General features: G+C 69.4%; 8 protein-coding genes. 4 read left to right on the plus strand and 4 right to left on the minus strand.

Annotated elements, in window-relative coordinates:
• The first annotated feature begins 59 nt into the window (after nt 1-59).
• Nucleotides 60-2,132, plus strand: a complete 2,073-nt coding sequence (gene tkt / locus ACW5E8_RS05680) for a transketolase (RefSeq protein ID WP_456964497.1) — start codon at nt 60-62, stop codon at nt 2,130-2,132.
• Complete coding sequence (locus ACW5E8_RS05685) at nt 2,132-2,344, plus strand: DUF2945 domain-containing protein (RefSeq protein WP_456964498.1); 213 nt, start codon at nt 2,132-2,134, stop codon at nt 2,342-2,344. Before tkt ends, ACW5E8_RS05685 begins: the two co-directional genes overlap by 1 nt.
• A gap of 26 nt (nt 2,345-2,370) precedes the next feature.
• Here ACW5E8_RS05685 and gnd read toward each other — a convergent pair whose 3' ends face one another.
• From gnd to ACW5E8_RS05700, 3 genes are read right to left on the minus strand one after another with little or no spacing between them, the layout of a single operon-like run.
• Entirely contained in the window at nt 2,371-3,276 is a 906-nt protein-coding gene (gene gnd / locus ACW5E8_RS05690) for a phosphogluconate dehydrogenase (NAD(+)-dependent, decarboxylating) (RefSeq protein ID WP_456964499.1), read from the minus strand.
• Between the two features lie 33 nt (nt 3,277-3,309).
• Nucleotides 3,310-4,806 carry a mercuric reductase gene (locus ACW5E8_RS05695; RefSeq protein ID WP_456964500.1) on the minus strand — a complete coding sequence of 499 codons (1,497 nt, stop codon included), beginning with the start codon at nt 4,804-4,806 and terminating at the stop codon, nt 3,310-3,312.
• Complete coding sequence (locus ACW5E8_RS05700; RefSeq protein ID WP_456964501.1) at nt 4,806-6,140, minus strand: glucoamylase family protein; 1,335 nt, start codon at nt 6,138-6,140, stop codon at nt 4,806-4,808. The genes ACW5E8_RS05695 and ACW5E8_RS05700 overlap by 1 nt, the downstream gene beginning before the upstream one ends.
• Nucleotides 6,141-6,245: 105 nt before the next feature.
• On the opposite strand from ACW5E8_RS05700, the gene ACW5E8_RS05705 reads away from it, so the two are divergent.
• Nucleotides 6,246-10,139 (plus strand): GH36-type glycosyl hydrolase domain-containing protein, encoded by a 3,894-nt coding sequence (locus tag ACW5E8_RS05705; protein WP_456964502.1) that lies wholly within the window; start codon nt 6,246-6,248, stop codon nt 10,137-10,139.
• A 50-nt stretch (nt 10,140-10,189) separates the two neighbouring features.
• Nucleotides 10,190-18,754, plus strand: a complete 8,565-nt coding sequence (locus ACW5E8_RS05710; RefSeq protein WP_456965251.1) for a GH36-type glycosyl hydrolase domain-containing protein — start codon at nt 10,190-10,192, stop codon at nt 18,752-18,754.
• Between the two features lie 4 nt (nt 18,755-18,758).
• Here ACW5E8_RS05710 and ACW5E8_RS05715 read toward each other — a convergent pair whose 3' ends face one another.
• Nucleotides 18,759-19,679, minus strand: coding sequence for a cation diffusion facilitator family transporter (locus tag ACW5E8_RS05715; RefSeq protein ID WP_456964503.1), 921 nt, complete (start codon nt 19,677-19,679; stop codon nt 18,759-18,761).
• Between the last annotated feature and the right edge of the window lie 504 nt (nt 19,680-20,183).

Below are 20,183 nucleotides of genomic sequence, written 5' to 3' on the forward strand. Positions count from 1 at the left end.
GTTCGCAAGGCAGGCCATCGCGGCCATGGCCGCTCCCACCCAGTCACCGGAGCAGGATCATGGCACCAGACAAGGCATCCGCATCCCTCGACCAGCGCTGCATCGACACGCTGCGCTTCCTTTCCGTCGACATGGTGCAGAAGGCCGACAGCGGCCATCCCGGCCTGCCGCTTGGCGCCGCGCCGATGGCCTACGTGCTGTGGCAGCGATTCCTGAAGCACAACCCGGCCAATCCGCTGTGGTCGGACCGGGACCGATTCGTGCTCTCCGCCGGCCACGGGTCGGCGCTGCTATACAGCCTGCTGCACGTCACCGGCTACGACCTGACGCTCGACGACATCAAGCAGTTCCGGCAGTGGGGCAGCAAGGCGCCGGGGCACCCCGAGCGCGGCCACACGCCGGGCGTGGAAGTCACCACCGGGCCGCTGGGGCAGGGCTTCGCCAACGCCGTGGGCATGGCGATGGCCGAGGCGCAGCTGGCGGCGCGCTACAACCGCCCGGGCCACGTCGTCGTCGACCACCGCACCTGGGTCATCGCCAGCGACGGCGACCTGATGGAAGGCGTCGCCTCCGAGGCCGCATCGCTTGCCGGGCACCTGAAGCTGGGCAAGCTCAACGTGCTCTACGACGACAACAGCGTGACCCTGGCCGCCGGCACCGACATCACCTTCACCGAGGATCGCGCCGCGCGCTTCGCCGCCTACAACTGGCACGTGGAAAGCGTGGACGACGGCAACGACGTGGCCGCGATCGAACGGGCCCTGCAGCGGGCACACGACGAGATCACGCGGCCGTCGCTGGTGCTGGTGCGCACCCACATCGGCTATGGCTCGCCGGAGCAGGACAGCTACAAGGCGCACGGCTCGCCGCTGGGCGAGGAGGGCGTGGCGGCGACCAAGCGCAAGCTCGGCTGGCCCGAGCAGCCGGCGTTCCTGCTGCCCGACGACGCGATGGCGCACTTCCGCTCCGCACTCGACCGCGGCAAGCGCGGGCAGGACGCGTGGCAGCAACGTTTAGATACCTACGCCGATGCCTATGCCGATGACGCGCGCGAGCTCCGCACCAGCCTCGAAGCGACATTGCCCGACGGCTGGGACGCGGACATCCCGGTGTTCCCCGCGGACGCCAAGGGCATGGCCACGCGCGAAGCCGGCGGCAAGGTGCTGTCAGCGATCGCGCCGAAGCTGCCGGCGCTGACCGGCGGCTCCGCGGACCTCGATCCCTCGACCTACACCGCGGTGAAGGGCCTGGGCGACTTCGACCCGCGCGCCACGCCGGGCGAGGACGAGCAGGGCTCGGCCGGCGGCGGCTGGAGTTATTCGGGCCGCAACCTGCACTTCGGCGTTCGCGAGCACGCGATGGGCACCATCTGCAACGGACTGGCCGCGCACGGCGGCATCATTCCCTACGACGCGACCTTCCTGATCTTCTCCGACTACATGCGCCCGCCGATGCGCCTGGCCGCGTTGATGCGCCTGCATGTGCTGCACGTGTTCACCCACGACAGCATCGCGCTGGGCGAAGACGGGCCGACGCACCAGCCGGTGGAGCAACTTGCAGGCCTGCGTTCGGTGCCGGGGCTGCTGGTGATCCGGCCCGCGGATGCGAACGAAACGGCCGTAGCCTGGCGCGTGGCCATCGAAGCACGCGACCGGCCGGTCACGCTGGCGCTTTCGCGGCAGAAAGTGCCCACGCTTGATCGCGACAAGTACGCATCGGCCGATGGCCTGCGCAAGGGCGCCTATGTATTGCTCGATGCGGAAGGCGGCAAACCCGACGTCATCGTGATCGGCACCGGCGCGGAAACCGGTCTCGCGCTGGCCGCCGTGGAAAAACTGCAGGGCGAAGGCGTCGCCGCGCGCGCGGTGTCGATGCCGTGCTGGGAGCTGTTCGACGAACAGCCGCAGGAATTCCGTGAATCCGTGTTGCCGTCGTCCGTGCCTGCGCGACTGGCGGTGGAAGCGGGGTCGCCGCAGGGCTGGCACCGCTACGTCGGCGACCACGGCGACGTGCTGGGCGTCGACCGCTTCGGTGCTTCGGCGCCAGGAAGCGAGATGCTGGAACGCTACGGGTTCACCGTGGATAACGTCTGCGCACGCGCCGGTGCGCTGCTCGGAAATGAGAAAGTCTGATGGCACACGACTTCATGGTTGGCGACCACGTCACGTGGAACTCCGAGGCCGGTCATGTCAGCGGCAAGATCACCAAGGTGCACGTCAAGGACTTCAACTGGCATGGCTATACCCGGCATTGCAGCGAAGACGATCCGCAGTACGAGATCAAGAGCGACAAGACCGACCACGTCGCGGTGCACAAGGGCGGAGCGTTGAAGAAGAAATCGTGAGGCGTCGCAGGGCGGGGCGGGTGCGCCTATTCCTTCTTCATCGCATGCCCGCCGAACTCGTTGCGCATCGCCGACAGCAGCCGGTCGGCGAACGATTCGCCGTCGCGCGAGCGCAGGCGGGCGATCAGGGACTGGGTGATCACCGGCGACGGCACGTTGAGGTCGATCGCCTCGGCCACGGTCCAGCGGCCTTCGCCCGAGTCGGGCACGAACGGCGCGATGCCGTCCATCGTCGGGTTCTTGCCCAGCGCGTCAGCGGTCAGGTCCAGCAGCCAGGAGCGCACGACGCTGCCAGTGCGCCAGATCTCGGCCACCTGGTGCAGGTCGAGGCCGAATTCCTGCTTGTGCCCGAGGATCGAGAAGCCTTCCGCATAGGCCTGCATCAGTCCGTACTCGATGCCGTTGTGGACCATCTTGGTGAAGTGCCCCGACCCGGACGGCCCGACGTGGCCCCAGCCCTGGTCCTTGCCCGGCGCCAGCGTCTCGAACACCGGCCGCAGTCGCTCAACCGCATCGGCTTCGCCGCCGACCATCATGCTGTAGCCCTCGGCCAGGCCCCACACGCCGCCGCTGGTGCCGCAATCGACGTAGTGCAGGCCTTTGCCGGCGACGGCCCTCGCGCGATCCACGGTGTCCTTGTAGTTGGAATTGCCGCCGTCGACGATGGTGTCCCCTGCCGCCAGCAGCTCGACGAGCGCATCCACCGTGCTGCCGGTGATGGCCCCGGCCGGCACCATCATCCAGGCCACGCGTGGCGACGACAGCTTGCCGACGAGCTCCTCCAGCGAGGTGGCCGACTCCGCGCCGAAGCCCTCGGCCAGTGAGCGCGCCTCGGGTTTCGGGTCGAAACCGACCACGCGGTGGCCGCCGCGCACCAGGCGCTGCGCCATGTTCGCGCCCATCTTGCCCAAGCCGATCATGCCAAGTTCCATGTCTTCCTCCTCGTTGTGCAACCGCGCTGCTCGTCACGCCCCTGGCGACACAGGATGCTCGAGGCACCAGGCCCGCGCCGCCGCGCCGATCGCGGACGACTCGGTGGGGTAAGGGTGGATGACCCGCGCCAGCCCGCGCACGCCGGTGCCGTTGACCATCGCCTGGGTAACTTGCCCGATCAGCTCGCCGGCGCGGCGGGACACGATCGTCGCCCCCAGGATGCGGTCGGAGCCGTCGGCGACGTGCAGCTTGACGAAGCCGATCTCGTCGCCGTCGAGCACCGCCCGGTCCACCGCGTGCAGCGGGATCGTGCTGGTGGAGATGGGGATTCCGCGCAGCATGGCCTCGCGCACGTACAGGCCCACATGTGCGATCTCCGGATCGGTGTACGTACACCACGGAATCACCAGATCGCCCAGGCGCTGCCGTTCACCGCGCAGGGCATTGGCCACCGCCATGCGCGCAGTGGCCACGGCGACATGGGTGAAACGGTGGGCCATGCAGGCATCGCCGGCCGCGTAGATCGCGGGGTTTGCCGTGCACAGGTGATCGTCCACCCGGATGCCCTCGACCGCATCATGTCCAACACCTGCCGCCTCCAGGCCCATGTCGTCGATGCGCGGCAGCCGCCCGGTGCCGACCAGCACGGCATCGGCAACCACGCTTGTCACGTAGTCGTCGGTGCGCAGGTCGGCGTGGATCCCGTCGCCGGCACGGCGCACGGCGGTCACCTCGGTATTCAGGCGCACCTCGATCCCGTCGCGAGCGAACGCCACCGACAGGATCTGCGCCGCATCGCGCTCTTCGTGGGGCAGGAACAGCGGCATGTTCTGGACGATGATCACGCGGCTGCCGAAGCGGCGAAACACCTGCGCCAGTTCGCAACCCAGGGGGCCGCCGCCGATGACCAGCAGCCGCCGGGGCAGGGCGGCGATGCCGAAGATCGTTTCGTTGGTCAGGTAGCCCACGTCGCGCAGGCCGGGAATGTCGGGCACGTCGGGCTCGGCACCGGTCGCGATCAACGCCTTGTCGAACCGCAGCTGCACGCCGTCCAGTTCCAACCGGTCCGGGGCCTTGAACATGGCATGGCCGAAGAACAGGTCGATGCCGGCTTCGCGCAACATCCGCGGCGAGGTGGCGCGGCTCAGGCGCGCGCGCAGCCGCAGCACGCGTTCCATCGCGGCGTGGAAGTCCACCTCGACCCGTGGCGGTGCGATGGCGCCGTACTTCCGGGCATCGCGCATTTCCGCGTACACACGGGCGGTGCGCACCAGGGCCTTGGAGGGCTCGCAGCCGAAGCTGAGGCGGTCACCGCCGAGCAGGTCGCGCTCCACCAGCGCAACACGCGCGCCGGTGGCGGCAGCGTCCTGCGCGGCCGCCAGGCCGGCGGCGCCGGCGCCGACGACGACCAGCCCGTAGCGTTCGGCTGGCCTGGGATTGCGCCATCGGGTCGGGCGCAGATTGTCGCGCAGTTCGTCACGGACGAACGGGTCGACCACGGTGCCGATGCCGGAGTCGCGGTGGTGCATCAGCCTTGCTCCCCGTCGCGCGCGGCGGTATCGAGCCAGCCGCCTTCGAAGCCAGCGCGGCGCAGCCCGTCGACGACGCACCGGCAGCGACGCATCAGCGCCCAGGGCAGGCCGGACCGATGGTTTTCCAGCATCAACACGATGATGCCCTGGTCGAGCCCGAACAGGCCGGGCGATACCCACGCCTTTCCGTCCGTGTCGCGCAGGTCGGCGTTGAAGCCGCTGGTGAAGCCGTGTTCGTGGACGATCTCCGGATGGCGTCGGCACATCGTGCCGATGGCCTCGAGCGCAAGTTCCGGTTCGAACGGCACGCTCGCCAGCACCGCCGGCGGCGACAGGGTGCCGTCGTCCGGCCCGTAGGGCACGCCGCGCGCGGCATAGCCGAACAGGTGCCGCGGCTCCGCATCCACTCCCTGTACTTCGTCGGTCGGTCCCTCGCAGGCGCTCAGGCCCCAGCAATCCTGCCCGTAGCCCCGGTGGCCGCGCGGGTTGATGCAGGCATAGGCGCGCTGCACATGGATGGCGCGACGGCTGTTCTCGAAATAGTCGCAGGCCTTCCCGCGCATGAAGCTGTCGCGGATGCCGCGGAAGTCGATCCACGCGTGCGAGAACTGGTGGATGAACAGCGGGCCGGCGTACAGGAAGCCGTGGCCATAGAGATTCTCCCACTGGTAGGTGCTGGTCCAGGCCCGGTAGCAGTCCTCGCCGATCGGGTAGGTGGGCGAACCCAGGGCAAGCACGTACAGCACGATCGCCTCGCTGTAGCCTTCCCAGCCGTAGTGAAGGAAGCCGCACTCGGGCTTCCAGCCCTGCATGATCGTTTCGCCGCCGTTTTGCGCCCAGCGCCAATCGATGCGGCGGTACAGTCCATCGGCAATGGCGCGCAGCTCCGCCTCGTCGGGCGTGTCGGCATCGAAGTAGCGGCTGGCCATGAGCGCCCCGACGATCAGCAGTGCCGTGTCGATCATCGACAGCTCGCAGCGCCAGACGCGGGTGCCGGTGTCGCGGTCGAGGAAGTGGAAGTAGAAGCCCTTGTGTCCCGTGGAACCTGGACTGCCGTCCTGGTTGCTGTCGCGGAAGAAGCGCAGCGCGGCGGCGCAATGTTCGACCGCTTCGGCCCGCCCGATCCAGCCGCGTTCGACCGCGACCGGGTAGGTCGACAGCGCGAACCCGACGACCGCGATGCTGACCGGCGACCATTCGCGCGAGGTGTCGGCGTACAGGCCGTTGACCGGGTTGCGGTGCCGCAGGAAGTAGCCGAAGGCGGCGCGCTGGTAGTGGTCCAGCAAGGGGTCGCCGGCCTCCGCGATGCTGTTTTGTATCGTCTTCGGCACGTTGGCTGCAGTCTAGGGTCCGCGGTGTTAGCAGGTCATGACGTTGACCCCACCGTGACCGCCAACGTGCAATAAGGGGACGACACCTTCCGGAGTCCTCGTTCCATGCAAGACCAGGCATCCGGAAGCACGCCGCCCGGCCTCCTCCTTCAGGCGCCCCGACTGCAGCTGCTATCTAACGGGTGCTACACCGTGATGCTGACCGCCGCGGGCTCCGGCTACAGCCATCTCGGAAACTGCGCGATCACCCGATGGCGCGCCGATCCGACAGGCGACGACCACGGCTGCTGGCTCTACCTGCGTGACGTCGACAGCGGCGCGACCTGGTCGGCCGGGTTGCAGCCCACCGGGGCCGTGCCCGATACCTATGCGCTGGAATTCACCGATGGCCGCGCGGGCATCCGCCGCCGTGACGGCGACATCGAAACCACCACCGAGGTCGTCGTCGCCGGCAATGCCGATGCGGAGGTCCGGTGCGTCCGCCTGCGCAACAGCGGCGACCGCGAGCGCATCATCGAACTGACCAGCCACGCCGAACTGGTGCTTGCGCCGCAGCAGGGCGATGCCGCGCACCCCGCGTTTTCTAAAATGTTCGTGCGCACCGAGTGGTTGGCCGACCGACGCGTGCTGCTTGCCACGCGTCGCGTGCGCACGCCAGGCGATCCGTCGATCTGTGCCGCGCAGTGGCTGCAGGTCGAAGGCGACGACGGCGGCGAACCGCAGTGGGAGACCGACCGGGCGCGCTTCATCGGCCGCGGCCGCGACGTGCGCGCCCCGGCGGCGCTCGAATCGGAGACGCTTTCGGGTACGGTCGGCACCGTGCTTGATCCGGTGTTCAGCCTGCGGCGCCGGGTGCGCATCGCGCCCGGGGACACCGCCACGCTGCAGCTGTGGACGGTGGCGGCCGCTGGCCGCGACGAGGCGCTCACGCTGGTCGATCGGTTCCGCGGCGCGGATGCCTTCGCGCAGGCGTCCGGGGACGCGTCGAAGCGAGCGCACGCGCTGCTGTCGCGCCTGGGCCTGGATGCGGCGCAGGCGCGGCGCTTCCAGCGTCTCGCGGCCGCGCTGCTGTACCCGGATCCGACGCTGCGCACCGCACCCGCGGCGCTGGGGAAGGGGGAGGGCGGCGCGCCCACGCTCTGGGCCGGCGGCATTTCGGGCGATCGCCCGATCGTTCTGCTGCGCATCAACGACGATACCGGCCTGGCGCTCGCGGATGACGTCCTGCGCGCCGAAGCGTACTGGCGCGCACACGGTCTCGAGGCCGACCTTGTGGCCGTCGCCGGGTCGGCGGCGGCGTACGACGCGCTGCAGGATCGCTTCACGGGGCACGCGACGCGGAATCCGCCGCCGGGCGGCAGGCAGAACCTGTTCGTACTCCGCGCCGACGAGGCGCCAGATGCACTGCAGGCCGGGCTGGCGACGGCGGCCGCGATTGCCCTCGACCAGCGCGACGGTGGCTTCGCGGCACAGGTGGATGCGCTGCCGGCCGCGACAGGGACAGACCTGCCGCACAATGCCGCCCGCCAGCCGACTGCGGCCGCCGGGTCGCCGTCGCGGGGATCGGGCGGCGGCATCGAGGCGACCCTGGAGTTCTTCAACGGCCACGGCGGCTTCGCCGAAGACGGGCGCGAGTACGTCACGATCATCCGCAACGGCGCGCTGCCGCCGATGCCATGGCTCAACGTCGTCGCCAATCCGGACTTCGGCTTCACCGCCACCGAGGCCGGCGGTGGCTACGCGTGGTCGCGCAACAGCCAGCGCAACCCGATCACGCCGTGGACAAATGATCCGGTCTCCGATCCGCCGCAGGACGTGCTCTACGTGCGTGACGACGAGGATGGCCGGCTGTTCACCGCCACCGCGCTGCCGCGCTGCGGCGACGATGGCGAGTACGTCGCGCGCCACGGCCACGGCTACAGCCGCTTCGAGCACGCCGAACATGGCATCGAGCTCGACCTGCTGCAGTACGTGCCGGTCGACGATGGCCTGAAGATCTCGCGCCTGCGGCTGCGCAACCGCTCGGGGCGCACGCGCAGGCTGTCGGTGACCGCCTTCGTACAGTGGGCGCTGGGGCCGAACGGCTCGCAGCCGGCGCCGTTCGTCGCGACCTCTCTGGACCGGGACACCGGCGCGCTGTTCGCCGCCAACGCCTGGCGCGCGGAGTTTGGCGAACGCGTGGCGTTCATGGACCTGCGTGGCCGCCAGCACGCGCACAGCGGCGATCGCCTCGAATTCCTCGGCCGGCGGGGAAACCTGGCCGCGCCGGCGGCACTCCAGGGAGGCGAAGCGCTGTCCGGACGCAACGGTGCCGGGCTGGATCCTTGCGGCGCGCTGCAAACCCGCTTCGAACTGTCCGCCGATGGCGAAGAGGAGATCGTGCTCCTGCTCGGCGACGCGATCAACGCCGGCGCCGCGCGCGAGCTGGTGCGCCGCTACCGCGAGGCGGACCTCGACGCCGTCCTGCAGGCAGCCGTCGCGCAGTGGGACGACATCCTCGGCACCGTGCAGGTGCGCACGCCCGACCGGGCGATGGACCTGCTGCTCAACCGCTGGCTGCTGTACCAGGCGCTGTGCTGCAGGGTCTGGGCGCGCACCGGGTATTACCAGGCCAGCGGCGCCTACGGCTTCCGCGACCAGCTGCAGGACGTGATGGCCACCTGCATCGCACGCCCCGGGGAAGCGCGCGCGCAGCTGCTGCGTGCCGCGGGCCGCCAGTTCGAGCAAGGCGACGTGCAGCACTGGTGGCTGCCGCCGAGCGGCGAGGGCATTCGCACGCGCATGACCGACGACCGCCTGTGGCTGCCGTTCGTCGCCTGTCACTACATGGATGCCACCGGCGACACCGACGTGCTCGATACGCGCCAGTCCTTCATCGAAGGCCCGCAGCTCGAGCCCGGGCAAGACGAAGCCTACTTCCGGCCCACGACCGCGGACAGCGATGCCAGCCTGTACGAACACTGCGCACGCGCCATCGACGTGAGCCTCACGCTTGGCGCGCACGACCTGCCGCTGTTCGGCACCGGCGACTGGAACGACGGCATGAACCGCGTTGGCGAGGAGGGCAGGGGCGAGAGTTCCTGGCTGGGCTGGTTCCTGTGCGCCACCATCGATGCGTTCGCGCCATACGCGAAGGCGCGCGGCGAGCACGAGCGCGCAGCGCGCTGGGAAGATGTCGCGAGCACGGTGCGCAAGGGCCTGGACGACGGCGGCTGGGACGGCCAGTGGTACCGTCGCGGCTACTACGACGACGGCACGCCGCTGGGCTCGCACGAAAGCGACGAATGCCGCATCGACACCATCGCCCAGTCGTGGAGCGTGATCGCCGGTGGCGGCGATCCGGCGCATGCGAAGTCGGCGATGGAGCAGGTCCACCGGCAGCTGATCCTGCGCGACGAGAAGGTCGCGCTGCTGTTCACCCCGCCGTTCCAGCACACCGAGCACGACCCCGGCTACATCAAGGCCTATCCACCGGGCCTACGCGAAAATGGCGGCCAGTACACGCACGGCGCGCAGTGGTCGATCTTCGCCTTCGCGAAGATGGGCGACGGCGACCGCGCGTTCGAACTGTTCTCGCTGATCAATCCCGTCCACCATGCATCCACGCCCGAAGGCGTGGACCGCTACAAGGTCGAGCCCTATGTCGCGGTCGCCGACGTGTATTCGGTCGAGCCGCACGTCGGCCGCGGCGGCTGGACCTGGTACACCGGGTCCGGCGCCTGGCTGTACCGGGCCGGGCTGGAAGCGGTCCTGGGCTTCCACCTGCAGGGCGCGCATCTGCGCCTGGATCCCTGCATTCCACGGGTGTGGCCGGGCTTCTCGATCGAGTACCGCCACGGCGGCAGCCGCTATCTGATCGAAGTCGCCAACCCGAACGGTGCATGCCGCGGCATCACACGTTGCGAACTCGACGGCGGGATCCTGGACGTTGATCCCTGCCTGATCCCGCTGCGCGACGACGGCCAATCGCACCGCGTGGCCATCGAGTTGGGCCGTTGATCGCGGTGCACGAGCAACCCCTGCGCGCCCAACTGTTCAGCGCCGAACAGATGGAGCGGCACGGCCGCGTGCTGGCACAGGCGCACCGGCTGAGCGGACACCGCAGCGCCGACCTGCTGCTGGCGCGGCTGAGCGCCAACGAGGCGGTGATCGAACGCGCCAGCAAGCTGCTCGGCGAGGCCGCGCACGCCAAGCGCAGGCTGACCCCTGCCGGCGACTGGCTGCTCGACAACCTGTATCTGGTCCAGGAACAGGTCCGCATCGCCCGCCGCCACCTGCCCAAGGGTTACAGCCGCGAATTGCCGCGGCTGGAAGGCGGCCCGTCCGATCAGCTCCCGCGGGTCTACGACATCGCCCTCAACGTGATTTCGCACGGTGATGGTCGCGTCGACGTCGAGAGCCTGGACCGCTTCATCGCCGCCTACCAGTCGGTCACGCCGCTCACGCTTGGCGAGCTGTGGGCGATCCCGATCATGCTGCGGCTGGCGTTGATCGAGAATTTGCGCCGGGTCAGCGCGCAGGTCATTGCCGGCCGAATCGACCGCGACCTTGCCGACTTCTGGGCCGACCGCTTCTCGGCGATGGCAGAGTCCGATCCCAAGAGCGTGGTGCTGGTGATCGCCGACATGGCGCGTTCGCGGCCGCCGCCGAGCAGCGCGTTCGTCGCTGAGATCGTGCGCCGCCTGCAGGGGCAAGGCGCGGCGTTGGGCCTGCCACTGACCTGGATCGAACAGTGGCTGGCCGACCACGAGCAGGGCATCGCACAACTGGTGCAGGCCGAAAGCCAGCAGCAGGCCGCCGACCAGGTGTCGATCAGCAACAGCATCGGCAGCCTGCGTCTGCTGGCGATGACCGACTGGCGCAAGTTCGTCGAAACACTGAGCATGGTCGAGGCCACGTTGCGCGACGACCCCGGCGGCACCTACAGGCGGATGGACTTCGCCACGCGCGACCGCTACCGCCATGTGGTCGAGTACATCGCCCGTCGCGGCAAACTGCCCGAGACCGAAGTCGCATCGGCCGTGCTGGAACTGGCGCGCGCAGGCGCGGAGCAAACGGGTAGAGACGACTGCAGCGCGCACGTGGGTTACTACCTGATCGATGCCGGGCGCACGCAGCTGGAACGGGCGCTGTCCCTGCAGGGCAGGCCGTTTGCTTCGCTGCGTCGCGGAACCCGACACGTGCCGCTGCCGGCCTATCTGGTGCCGATCATCGCGATCGTCGCGCTGTTCACCTCCGGGCTGGTACATGACGCTCAGGCGATCCTTGGCGCGCGCGACGTGCTGTGGCTGGTGGGCGTGCTGTGCGTGATTGCCTTCAGCGAGCTGGGCGTGGTCCTGGTCAACTGGTTCGCGACGCTGCTGGTGTTGCCACGGGCGCTGCCGCGACTGGACTTCTCCGCCGGCATTCCGAACGATGCGCGCACGCTGGTGGCGGTGCCGACCATGATCGGGGACGCGTCGACGGTGGGCCCGCTGGTGGACGCCCTGGAGGTGAGGTTCCTCGCCAACCGCGACCGCAACCTGCACTTCGCCCTGCTGACGGACTTCCTCGATGCCGACGAGCAGGCACTGCCACAAGATGCCGAAGCGCTGGCGACGGCGCGCAACGACATCGAAGCGCTCAACCGGCGCCACGCCAGCGGCGGCGACGACATCTTCTTCATCCTGCACAGGCCGCGCACCTGGAACCCGCGTGAATACAGATGGATGGGCCACGAACGCAAGCGCGGCAAGCTTGCCGCGCTCAACTCGCTGTTGCACGAAGGCGATGCCAGCGCGTTCTCGATGATCGCCGGCGAGCCGGGCGTGCTGCGTGGCGTGCGCTACGTGATCACGCTCGACACCGACACCCACCTGCCGCGCGACGCCGCGCGCGAACTGGTCGGCACGCTCGCGCATCCGCTCAACCGGGCGCGGCTGGATCCGCGGCGGCGCGTGGTGGAAGGGGGTTACGGCATCCTGCAGCCGCGCGTCGGCACCCGCATGGGCGGTGAACGCCGTTCGTGGTACGTGCGCCTGTATGGCAGCGAGCCGGGAATCGACCCGTACACGCGCACCGTTTCGGACGTGTACCAGGACCTGTTCGGCGAGGGTTCGTTCGTCGGCAAGGGCATCTACGACGTGGCGGCGTTCGGGCAGGCGCTGGACGCGCGCTTCCCCGACAACCGGATCCTCAGCCACGACCTGCTCGAAGGCTGCTACGCGCGTGCCGGACTGGTCAGCGACGTGCAGCTGTACGAGGACTATCCGTCGCGCTACGCACTCGACGTCAAGCGCCGGCACCGCTGGGTCCGCGGCGACTGGCAGCTGTTGCCGTGGCTGCTGCCGTGGGTGCCTGGCGGCGAAGGCCGCCGCGAACGCAACCCGCTGTCGATGCTCTCGCGCGGCAAGCTGCTCGACAACCTGCGCCGCAGCCTCGTGCCCGCGGCGACGGTGTCGCTGTTCGTGCTTGGCTGGCTGCTCGCGCCTCACCCGCTGCGCTGGACGCTGTGGGTGCTGTCGACGCTGCTGCTGGCGCCGCTGGTGACGGCCATGACCGCGCTGCTCGACAAGCCGGACGAGCTGCCGCTGCGCGCGCACCTGCTGCATCGCGTGCAGGCGGCGGGGCACGATCTTGCGAGGGTCGTCCTGGGCGCGGCGTTCCTGCCGTACGAAGCGTTCTACAGCCTCGACGCCATCGTGCGGACACTGTGGCGGGTGCTGGTGTCGCGCCGGCGCATGCTGCAGTGGAGTCCCTCCAGCGAAGTCGAGAAGACACTGGGCGACGGCCTGGCGGCGTCACTGCGTTCGATGTGGTTCGCGCCCGCGTTCGCGCTTGTGGTGGCGGCCGCGCTCTTCCGCCTGCAGCCGATGGCGTTGCCCGTGGCCGCGCCGCTGCTCGGGCTGTGGCTGCTGTCGCCCTGGCTGGCCTGGTGGACCGGGCGGCCGCGCGCGCGCGCGGCGCACGGACTGTCGGTGGAGCAGGGCAGGTTCCTCGGCCGGTTGTCGCGGCGCACGTGGGCGTACTTCGAGGACTTCGTCACCGCCGCCGACCATTGGCTGCCGCCCGACAACATCCAGGAGCATCGCTCGCCGCCGGTTGCGCGGCGCACGTCCCCGACCAACATCGGCCTGTCGCTGCTCGCCAACCTGTCCGCGCACGACTTCGGCTACCAGCAGGCCGATGCCATGGCCAAACGCGTCGGCAACACCCTTGCGACACTGGAGCTGCTGCCGCGGCATCGCGGCCATTACTACAACTGGTACGACACCGAAACGCTGCGCCCGCTGCCGCCGCTGTACGTGTCCACCGTCGACAGCGGCAACCTCTCCGGACATCTGCTGACCCTGCGCCAGGGACTGCTGGCACAGCCCGATTCGGCGGTGCTGGCACCCGCTACCTGGCAGGGCTTGCGCGATGCCGCGGGGGTATTGGAGGAAGCCGGCGTCGGCGTAGCCGAGGCCTTCCGCGTGAGGATCGATGCGCTGCTCGCCGCATCGCCGGTCACCTGCGGCGAAGCCGTGCTGGCGCTTGCCGAACTCACGGTGCTGGCTGAACCACTGGCCGCGCACGACGCACCGGCCGGCGTGGATTCCGATGCGGATGTGCCGACGGAGGCCACGTACTGGGGGCGGAAACTGCTGGCACAGTGCCGTGCCGCGAGCGCCGCGCTGGCGTGGCTGCCGCCCACGCTGTCGACGTCGGCGATCCCGACCTTGCGCGAACTGTCGCGCACCTCGCCGGACGCGCAGGTGCAGGCCACCGCAAGGGCCCGCATCGTGGAGTTCGAGCGCCTGGCCCACGTCGCCGGCCAGTGCGCGCAGAGCGAACTCGATTTCCTCTACGACCGCAGCCGCCATCTGCTCACCATCGGCTACAACGTCGACGAGCACCGCAGCGACCCCGGCTACTACGACCTGCTGGCGTCCGAAGCGCGCCTGGCCAGCTTCATCGGCATTGCCCGGGGCCAGCTGCCGCAGGAGGCGTGGTTCGCGCTGAGTCGGTTGCTGACCGACATCGACGGCGACCCGGCGCTGCTGTCGTGGAGCGGCTCGATGTTCGAATACCTCATGCCGCAGCTGGTGATGCCCAGCTACGAGGGCTCGCTGCTCGACCAGACCGCGCAGGTGAGCGTGGCCAGGCAGGTCGAGTACGGACGCCAGCGCGACGTGCCTTGGGGCATTTCCGAATCCGGCTACAACGCCGTCGACGCGCGCATGAACTACCAGTACCGCGCCTTCGGCGTGCCGGGACTCGGCCTGCGGCGCGGGTTGGCGCAGGACCTGGTGATCGCGCCCTACGCCAGCATGATGGCGTTGATGGTCGCGCCCGGGGAGGCCTGCCGGAACCTGCAGCAGATGGCCGCCGCCGGCTTCGCAGGACGCTACGGCATGTACGAGGCGATCGACTACACACCTGCGCGCTTGCCGCGCGGACAGCCGCACGCGCTGGTGCGCTCGTTCATGGCCCACCACCAGGGCATGGGGCTGCTGGCGCTGGACTACCTGCTCCACGACCAGCCGATGCAGCGCCGGTTCGTGGCCGACCCCGAATTCAGGGCCACGCTGCTGCTGCTGCAGGAGCGCATCCCGCGCACCGGCGCCTTCCATCCGCACACGACCGAAGTCGCCGGCGCGGCCGTGATGTCCGACACCCCTGAAACCCGCCTGCGCATCTTCCGCAACGCCTCTTCGCCGCGGCCGGCGATCCAGATGCTGTCCAACGGCCGCTACCACGTGATGTTGACCACCGCCGGCGGCGGCTACAGCCGCCTGCACGACATGGCGGTGACGCGCTGGCGCGAGGACGGCACGCGTGATCCCTGGGGGAACTGGTGCTATCTGCGCGACGTGGACAGCGGCGAGTTCTGGTCGGCCTCGTACCAGCCCACGGCCGTGGAGGTGTCCGGCTACGAGGCGATCTTCTCCGACGCCAAGGCCGAGTTCCGCGGCCGCAAGCAGGGCTTCGAAACCCACCTTGAGATCGCCGTGTCGCCCGAGGACGACATCGAACTGCGCCGGCTGCACGTGACCAACCAGTCGCGCACGGCGCGCACGATCGAAGTCACCACCTACGCCGAGGTGGTACTGGCGCCGGCGATCTCGGACGAACTGCATCCGGCCTTCAGCAATCTGTTCGTGCAGACCGAACTGGTGCCCGAGCGGCAGGCGATCCTGTGCACACGACGCCCGCGCGCGCACGACGAGGTGCCGTCGTGGATGTTCCATCTGGTCGCGGTGCACGACGCGGACATCGTGGAAATCTCCTACGAGACCGACCGCTCGCGGTTCATCGGTCGCGGCCACGACGCGCGCGCGCCGCGCGCCATGCTCGAGCCGGCGCCGTTGTCGAACAGCCAGGGCTCGGTGCTCGACCCGGTGGTCGCGATCCGCTTCCGGATCAACTTGGCGCCGGACCAGACCGCGACCATCGACATGGTGAGCGGCGTGGCGGCGGCGCGCGACGATTGCCGGGTGCTGGTCGACAAATACCGGGACCGCCGGCTGGCCGACCGCGTGTTCGACCTGGCTTGGACCCACAGCCAGGTGGTGCGTCGCCAGATCAACGCCTCGCAGGCCGACGCGCAGCTGTACGAGCACCTGGCCGGGCTGGTGCTGCACGGGAACCCGGCGCTGCGCGCAGAGCCATCCTTGCTGCTGCAGAACCGCCGCGGCCAGTCGGGGCTGTGGGGGCAGGCGATCTCCGGTGACCACCCGATCGTGCTGGTACAGATCGAGGACGCGGAAAACATCGAACTGGTGCGGCAGATGGTGCAGGCCTACGCGTACTGGCGACTCAAGGGCCTGACCGTCGACCTGGTGATCTGGAACGACGAGCAGGGCGGCTATCGCCAGCAGTTGCACGACCAGATCATGGGCCTGATATCGGCCGGCGTGGAAGCCCACGTGATCGACCGCCCCGGCGGCATCTTCGTCCGACCCGCACACCAGCTGCCGCAGGAGGACCGCATCCTGCTGCAATCGGTGGCACGCGTGATCGTGAGCGACGCGCACGGCACGCTGGCCGAACAGATCGCGCATCGGCGGCCGCCGGAGGCGGTGATGCCGCCGCTGCAGCCGCAGCCCACCCAGTACGAGCTGATGCCGATGCCCACCGCCGACGAGCACGCCAGCGCCGGCCGCGGCGGCGACGCGGCCTTCGACCCGTGGCCCTTTGACCCGGGCACCGGACCGCTGCGCGATGGCAACGGCATCGGAGCCTTCTCGGCCGACGGTCGCGAATACGTGATCGACCTGCAGCCGGGCGACAACACGCCCGCGCCGTGGTCGAACGTGCTCGCCAACCCGCAGTTCGGCTGCGTGGTGAGCGAATCCGGCACCGGCTACACCTGGGCGGAGAACGCGCACGAGTTCCGCCTCACGCCGTGGCACAACGATCCGGTGGGAGACAGCAACGGTGAGGCGTTCTACCTGCGCGACGAGCAGACCGGGCGGTTCTGGTCGCCGACGCCGCTGCCCTGCCGCGGCGAGGGTGTGTACCGGGTGCGGCATGGCTTCGGCTACAGCGTCTACGAGCACGAGCAGGACGATGTCGCCAGCGAGCTGTGGGTCTACGTGGCGCGCGACGCGGCCGTCAAGTTCAGCGTGCTGCGCGTGCGCAACACCGGCGACCGCACGCGCCGGCTCAGTGCCACCGGCTACGTGGAATGGATCCTCGGCGACCTGCACGCGCGCACGCACATGCACGTGGTGACCGAGCCCGCCACGGAACACGCTGCGGTGCTGGCGCGCAATGCCTACAACACCGAATTCAGCGGCCGGGCCGCGTTCTTCGCCGCCGACGTCGCAACCGGGGGATGGCACGGCGAGGAGGCGCGCCGCAGCGCCAGCGGCGATCGCAACGAGTTCATCGGCCGCAACGGCAGCCTGCGCTCGCCGGCGGCGATGACGCGCGAACGCCTGTCCGGGCGACTTGGCGCTGGACTCGATCCCTGCGCCGCGATCCAGGTGCCGCTGGACCTGGCGCCCGGTCAGTCGCGCGACGTGATATTCCGCCTCGGCGCAGGGCGTACGCGCGCCGAGGCGCTGGCGACGCTGCAGGAGACGCGCGGGCGCGACGCGGCCTGGGACGCCCTCGACGAGGTCCGCGTCGGCTGGCTGCGCACGCTCGGCGCGGTACAGGTGGAAACACCCGAGCCAGCCGTCGACCTGCTCGCCAACGGCTGGTTGCTCTACCAGACCATCGGCTGCCGTTACTTCGCCCGCAGCGGCTACTACCAGTCCGGCGGCGCGTTCGGCTTCCGCGACCAGCTGCAGGACATCATGGCGATGCTGCACGCCGATCCGAAGCTCGCGCGCGACCACCTGTTGCTGTGCGCCGAACACCAGTTCCTGGAAGGCGACGTGCAGCACTGGTGGCACCCGCCGCTGGACCGCGGCGTGCGCACGCGGTGTTCCGACGACTACCTGTGGTTGCCGCTGGCCACCTGCCGCTACGTCGAGGCCACCGGTGACCGTGACGTGCTCAACGAACGCATGACCTACGTCGAAGGTCGCCAGGTCGACCCGGACGAGGAGTCCTACTACGACCTGCCTTCGCGCTCCGGCCTGCGTGAAACGCTGTACCAGCACTGCGTGCGCGGCCTGCAGCGCGCGCTCGACCTGTTCGGCGAACGTGGCCTCCCGCTGATCGGCACCGGTGACTGGAACGACGGCATGAACCGGGTGGGGGAGGGCGGCCGCGGCGAGAGCGTGTGGCTGGGGTTCTTCCTGTACGACGTGCTCAACCGCTTCAACGGACTGGCGCGCGACCGCGGCGACCTGCTGTTCGCCGAACGCTGCCTCGAACGCGCGACGCAGCTGCGCCAGGCGCTGGAAGACCATGCCTGGGATGGCGCGTGGTACCGGCGCGCGTGGTTCGACAACGGGATGCCGCTGGGCTCCGCGCAGAGCGACGAGTGCAGGATCGATTCGATCTCGCAGAGCTGGTCGGTGCTGTCGGGCGCCGCCGATCCGGTGCGCGCAAGGCAGGCGATGGAGTCGCTGGACCAGCGCCTGGTGCGGCGCGATGCAGGCCTGGTGCAGCTGCTCGATCCACCATTCGACAAGACCGGGCAGGACCCCGGCTACATCCGCGGTTACGTGCCCGGCGTGCGCGAGAACGGCGGCCAGTACACCCACGCGGCGGTGTGGGCGACGATGGCCTTCGCCGAGCTGGGCGACCATGCACGCGCGTGGGAACTGTTCCGCATGATCAACCCGATCCACCACGGCGACACCGCAGAACGCATCGCGACCTACAAGGTGGAACCCTACGTGGTCGCCGCCGACGTGTACGCGGTCGAACCGCACGTCGGCCGCGGCGGCTGGACCTGGTACACCGGCTCGGCCGGCTGGATGTACCGGCTGGTCGTCGAATCCTTGCTGGGCCTGCGGCTCGAGGGTGACACCCTGCGGCTGTCGCCCTGCATCCCGCCCGACTGGCCCGGTTACCGCGTGCGCTATCGCTACCGCGACACGGTCTACTGCATCCACGTGCGCCAGGAAGCCGGGAAAGGCATGCCGCCGCGACTGCTGGTCGACGGCATGGAGCAGCCCGGGCTGGTCGTTCCACTGCGCGACGACCATGCGCAGCACGCCGTGGAGCTGTGGCTTCCGCAGCCGGCCCCTTGACAGGCTACAGGGTCATGTCTTCGTAGCTGCGGGGATCGGAGACCGGTTCCAGGTGCCCGGTCACGCGCATGGCCGGGAACTCCGCCACGATCTTCTCCACCAGGTCTTCCATGGCGTCATGCCCGCGCAGCACCGTCCAGTCACCGGGCACCAGCATGTGCATCTCCATGAACTGGCGGGCGCCGGACTCGCGCGTGCGCACGGCATGGAATTCGATCCGACCCGGTTCGGCGTGCGCGTTCAGGATGGCATGGATCCTGGCGTTGTCTTCCGCGGACAGGGTCGCGTCCATCAGGCCGGAGGCGGATTCGGACATCAGCCGGTAGCCGGTGACCAGGATGTTCACGCCCACCAGGATCGCGATCACCGGATCCAGCCAGTTCCAGCCCGTCAGCCACGCCAGCCCCAGGCCCACCACGACCCCGACCGAGGTGTACACGTCGGTCATCAGGTGCTTGCCGTCGGCGCGCAGAGTGATGGAGCGGTGTCGGGTGCCGACCTTGATCAGGATCCGCCCGACGACGCCGTTGAGGACAGCGGCCACGATCGAAATGGCGAGGCCGATGCCGAGTGATCCCAGCGGCCGCGGGTTGAACAGGCGATCGATGCCCAGGTAGATGATCGAGGCCGCGGCGACGAAGATCATGATGCCTTCCAGCGCGGCCGAGAAGTACTCCGCCTTGCTGTGGCCGAAGTGGTGGTCGTCGTCGGCCGGCCGGGCGGCGATCGTCAGCGAGACCAGGGCGACGATCGCGGCCACCAGGTTGACCATCGACTCGGCGGCGTCCGACAGCAGGCCCACCGAACCGGTGATGGCCCAGGCGCTGCCCTTGAGCAGGACCGTCAGCACAGCGGTCACGATGGCCAGCCAGGCGTATTTCCTCAGGTCCGGCGTGGCTTCGGCCGGTCTGTCGTGGGGTTTCATGGTGACTATTGTCCGCTGCGCGCATCGGCGGGGCCAGTCGGAAGCCTGCCGGTGCACGATCGCCAGGAGGCTCGGAACTATGACGTCGCCTGCGCGGGTATACATCGTCGTTCCAGCGCGGTGGGCGGCGCTTGCGCGCAGGTCGATCAAAGAGGAGTCGCATAGCCTGGCAGGCGTCAGGGCCACAGGACGAGAAGGGCGGAGCGCTCCTCTGGCCAGCCGTCCTGAGCCGAGCGAGGTGGGCTGTTCGCTCTTTGCCGGTAGTGGATGTCTGCCCGGGCAGTGGATTAGGGTTGGTTATGGGGGTACGGGACGGCTGTTCCGACCCGCGGCCAACGTTCACTGGTCGAGCAGACGGCGCAGAGATCATCGCGGCCGCAAAGCCGGAGGAGCAGCCGGGACCGACCAAGAACCCGCTGCAGCCCCAGCGATCAAGCCTCAGCCATGGCCAAATGACACCGTTGCCCAGGTGCGCGCCGTGGCCGATATCCTCGCTGCCAGTCC

The sequence above is a fragment of the Luteimonas sp. A649 genome (genome assembly GCF_054072735.1).

Coding starts and splice junctions, on each gene's coding strand:
- ACW5E8_RS05685 (WP_456964498.1), top strand. CDS start 2,132: ATGGCACACGACTTCATGGTTGGCGACCACGTCACGTGGAACTCCGAG.
- gnd (WP_456964499.1), bottom strand. CDS start 3,276: ATGGAACTTGGCATGATCGGCTTGGGCAAGATGGGCGCGAACATGGCG.
- tkt (WP_456964497.1), top strand. CDS start 60: ATGGCACCAGACAAGGCATCCGCATCCCTCGACCAGCGCTGCATCGAC.
- ACW5E8_RS05715 (WP_456964503.1), bottom strand. CDS start 19,679: ATGAAACCCCACGACAGACCGGCCGAAGCCACGCCGGACCTGAGGAAA.
- ACW5E8_RS05705 (WP_456964502.1), top strand. CDS start 6,246: ATGCAAGACCAGGCATCCGGAAGCACGCCGCCCGGCCTCCTCCTTCAG.
- ACW5E8_RS05710 (WP_456965251.1), top strand. CDS start 10,190: ATGGAGCGGCACGGCCGCGTGCTGGCACAGGCGCACCGGCTGAGCGGA.
- ACW5E8_RS05695 (WP_456964500.1), bottom strand. CDS start 4,806: ATGCACCACCGCGACTCCGGCATCGGCACCGTGGTCGACCCGTTCGTC.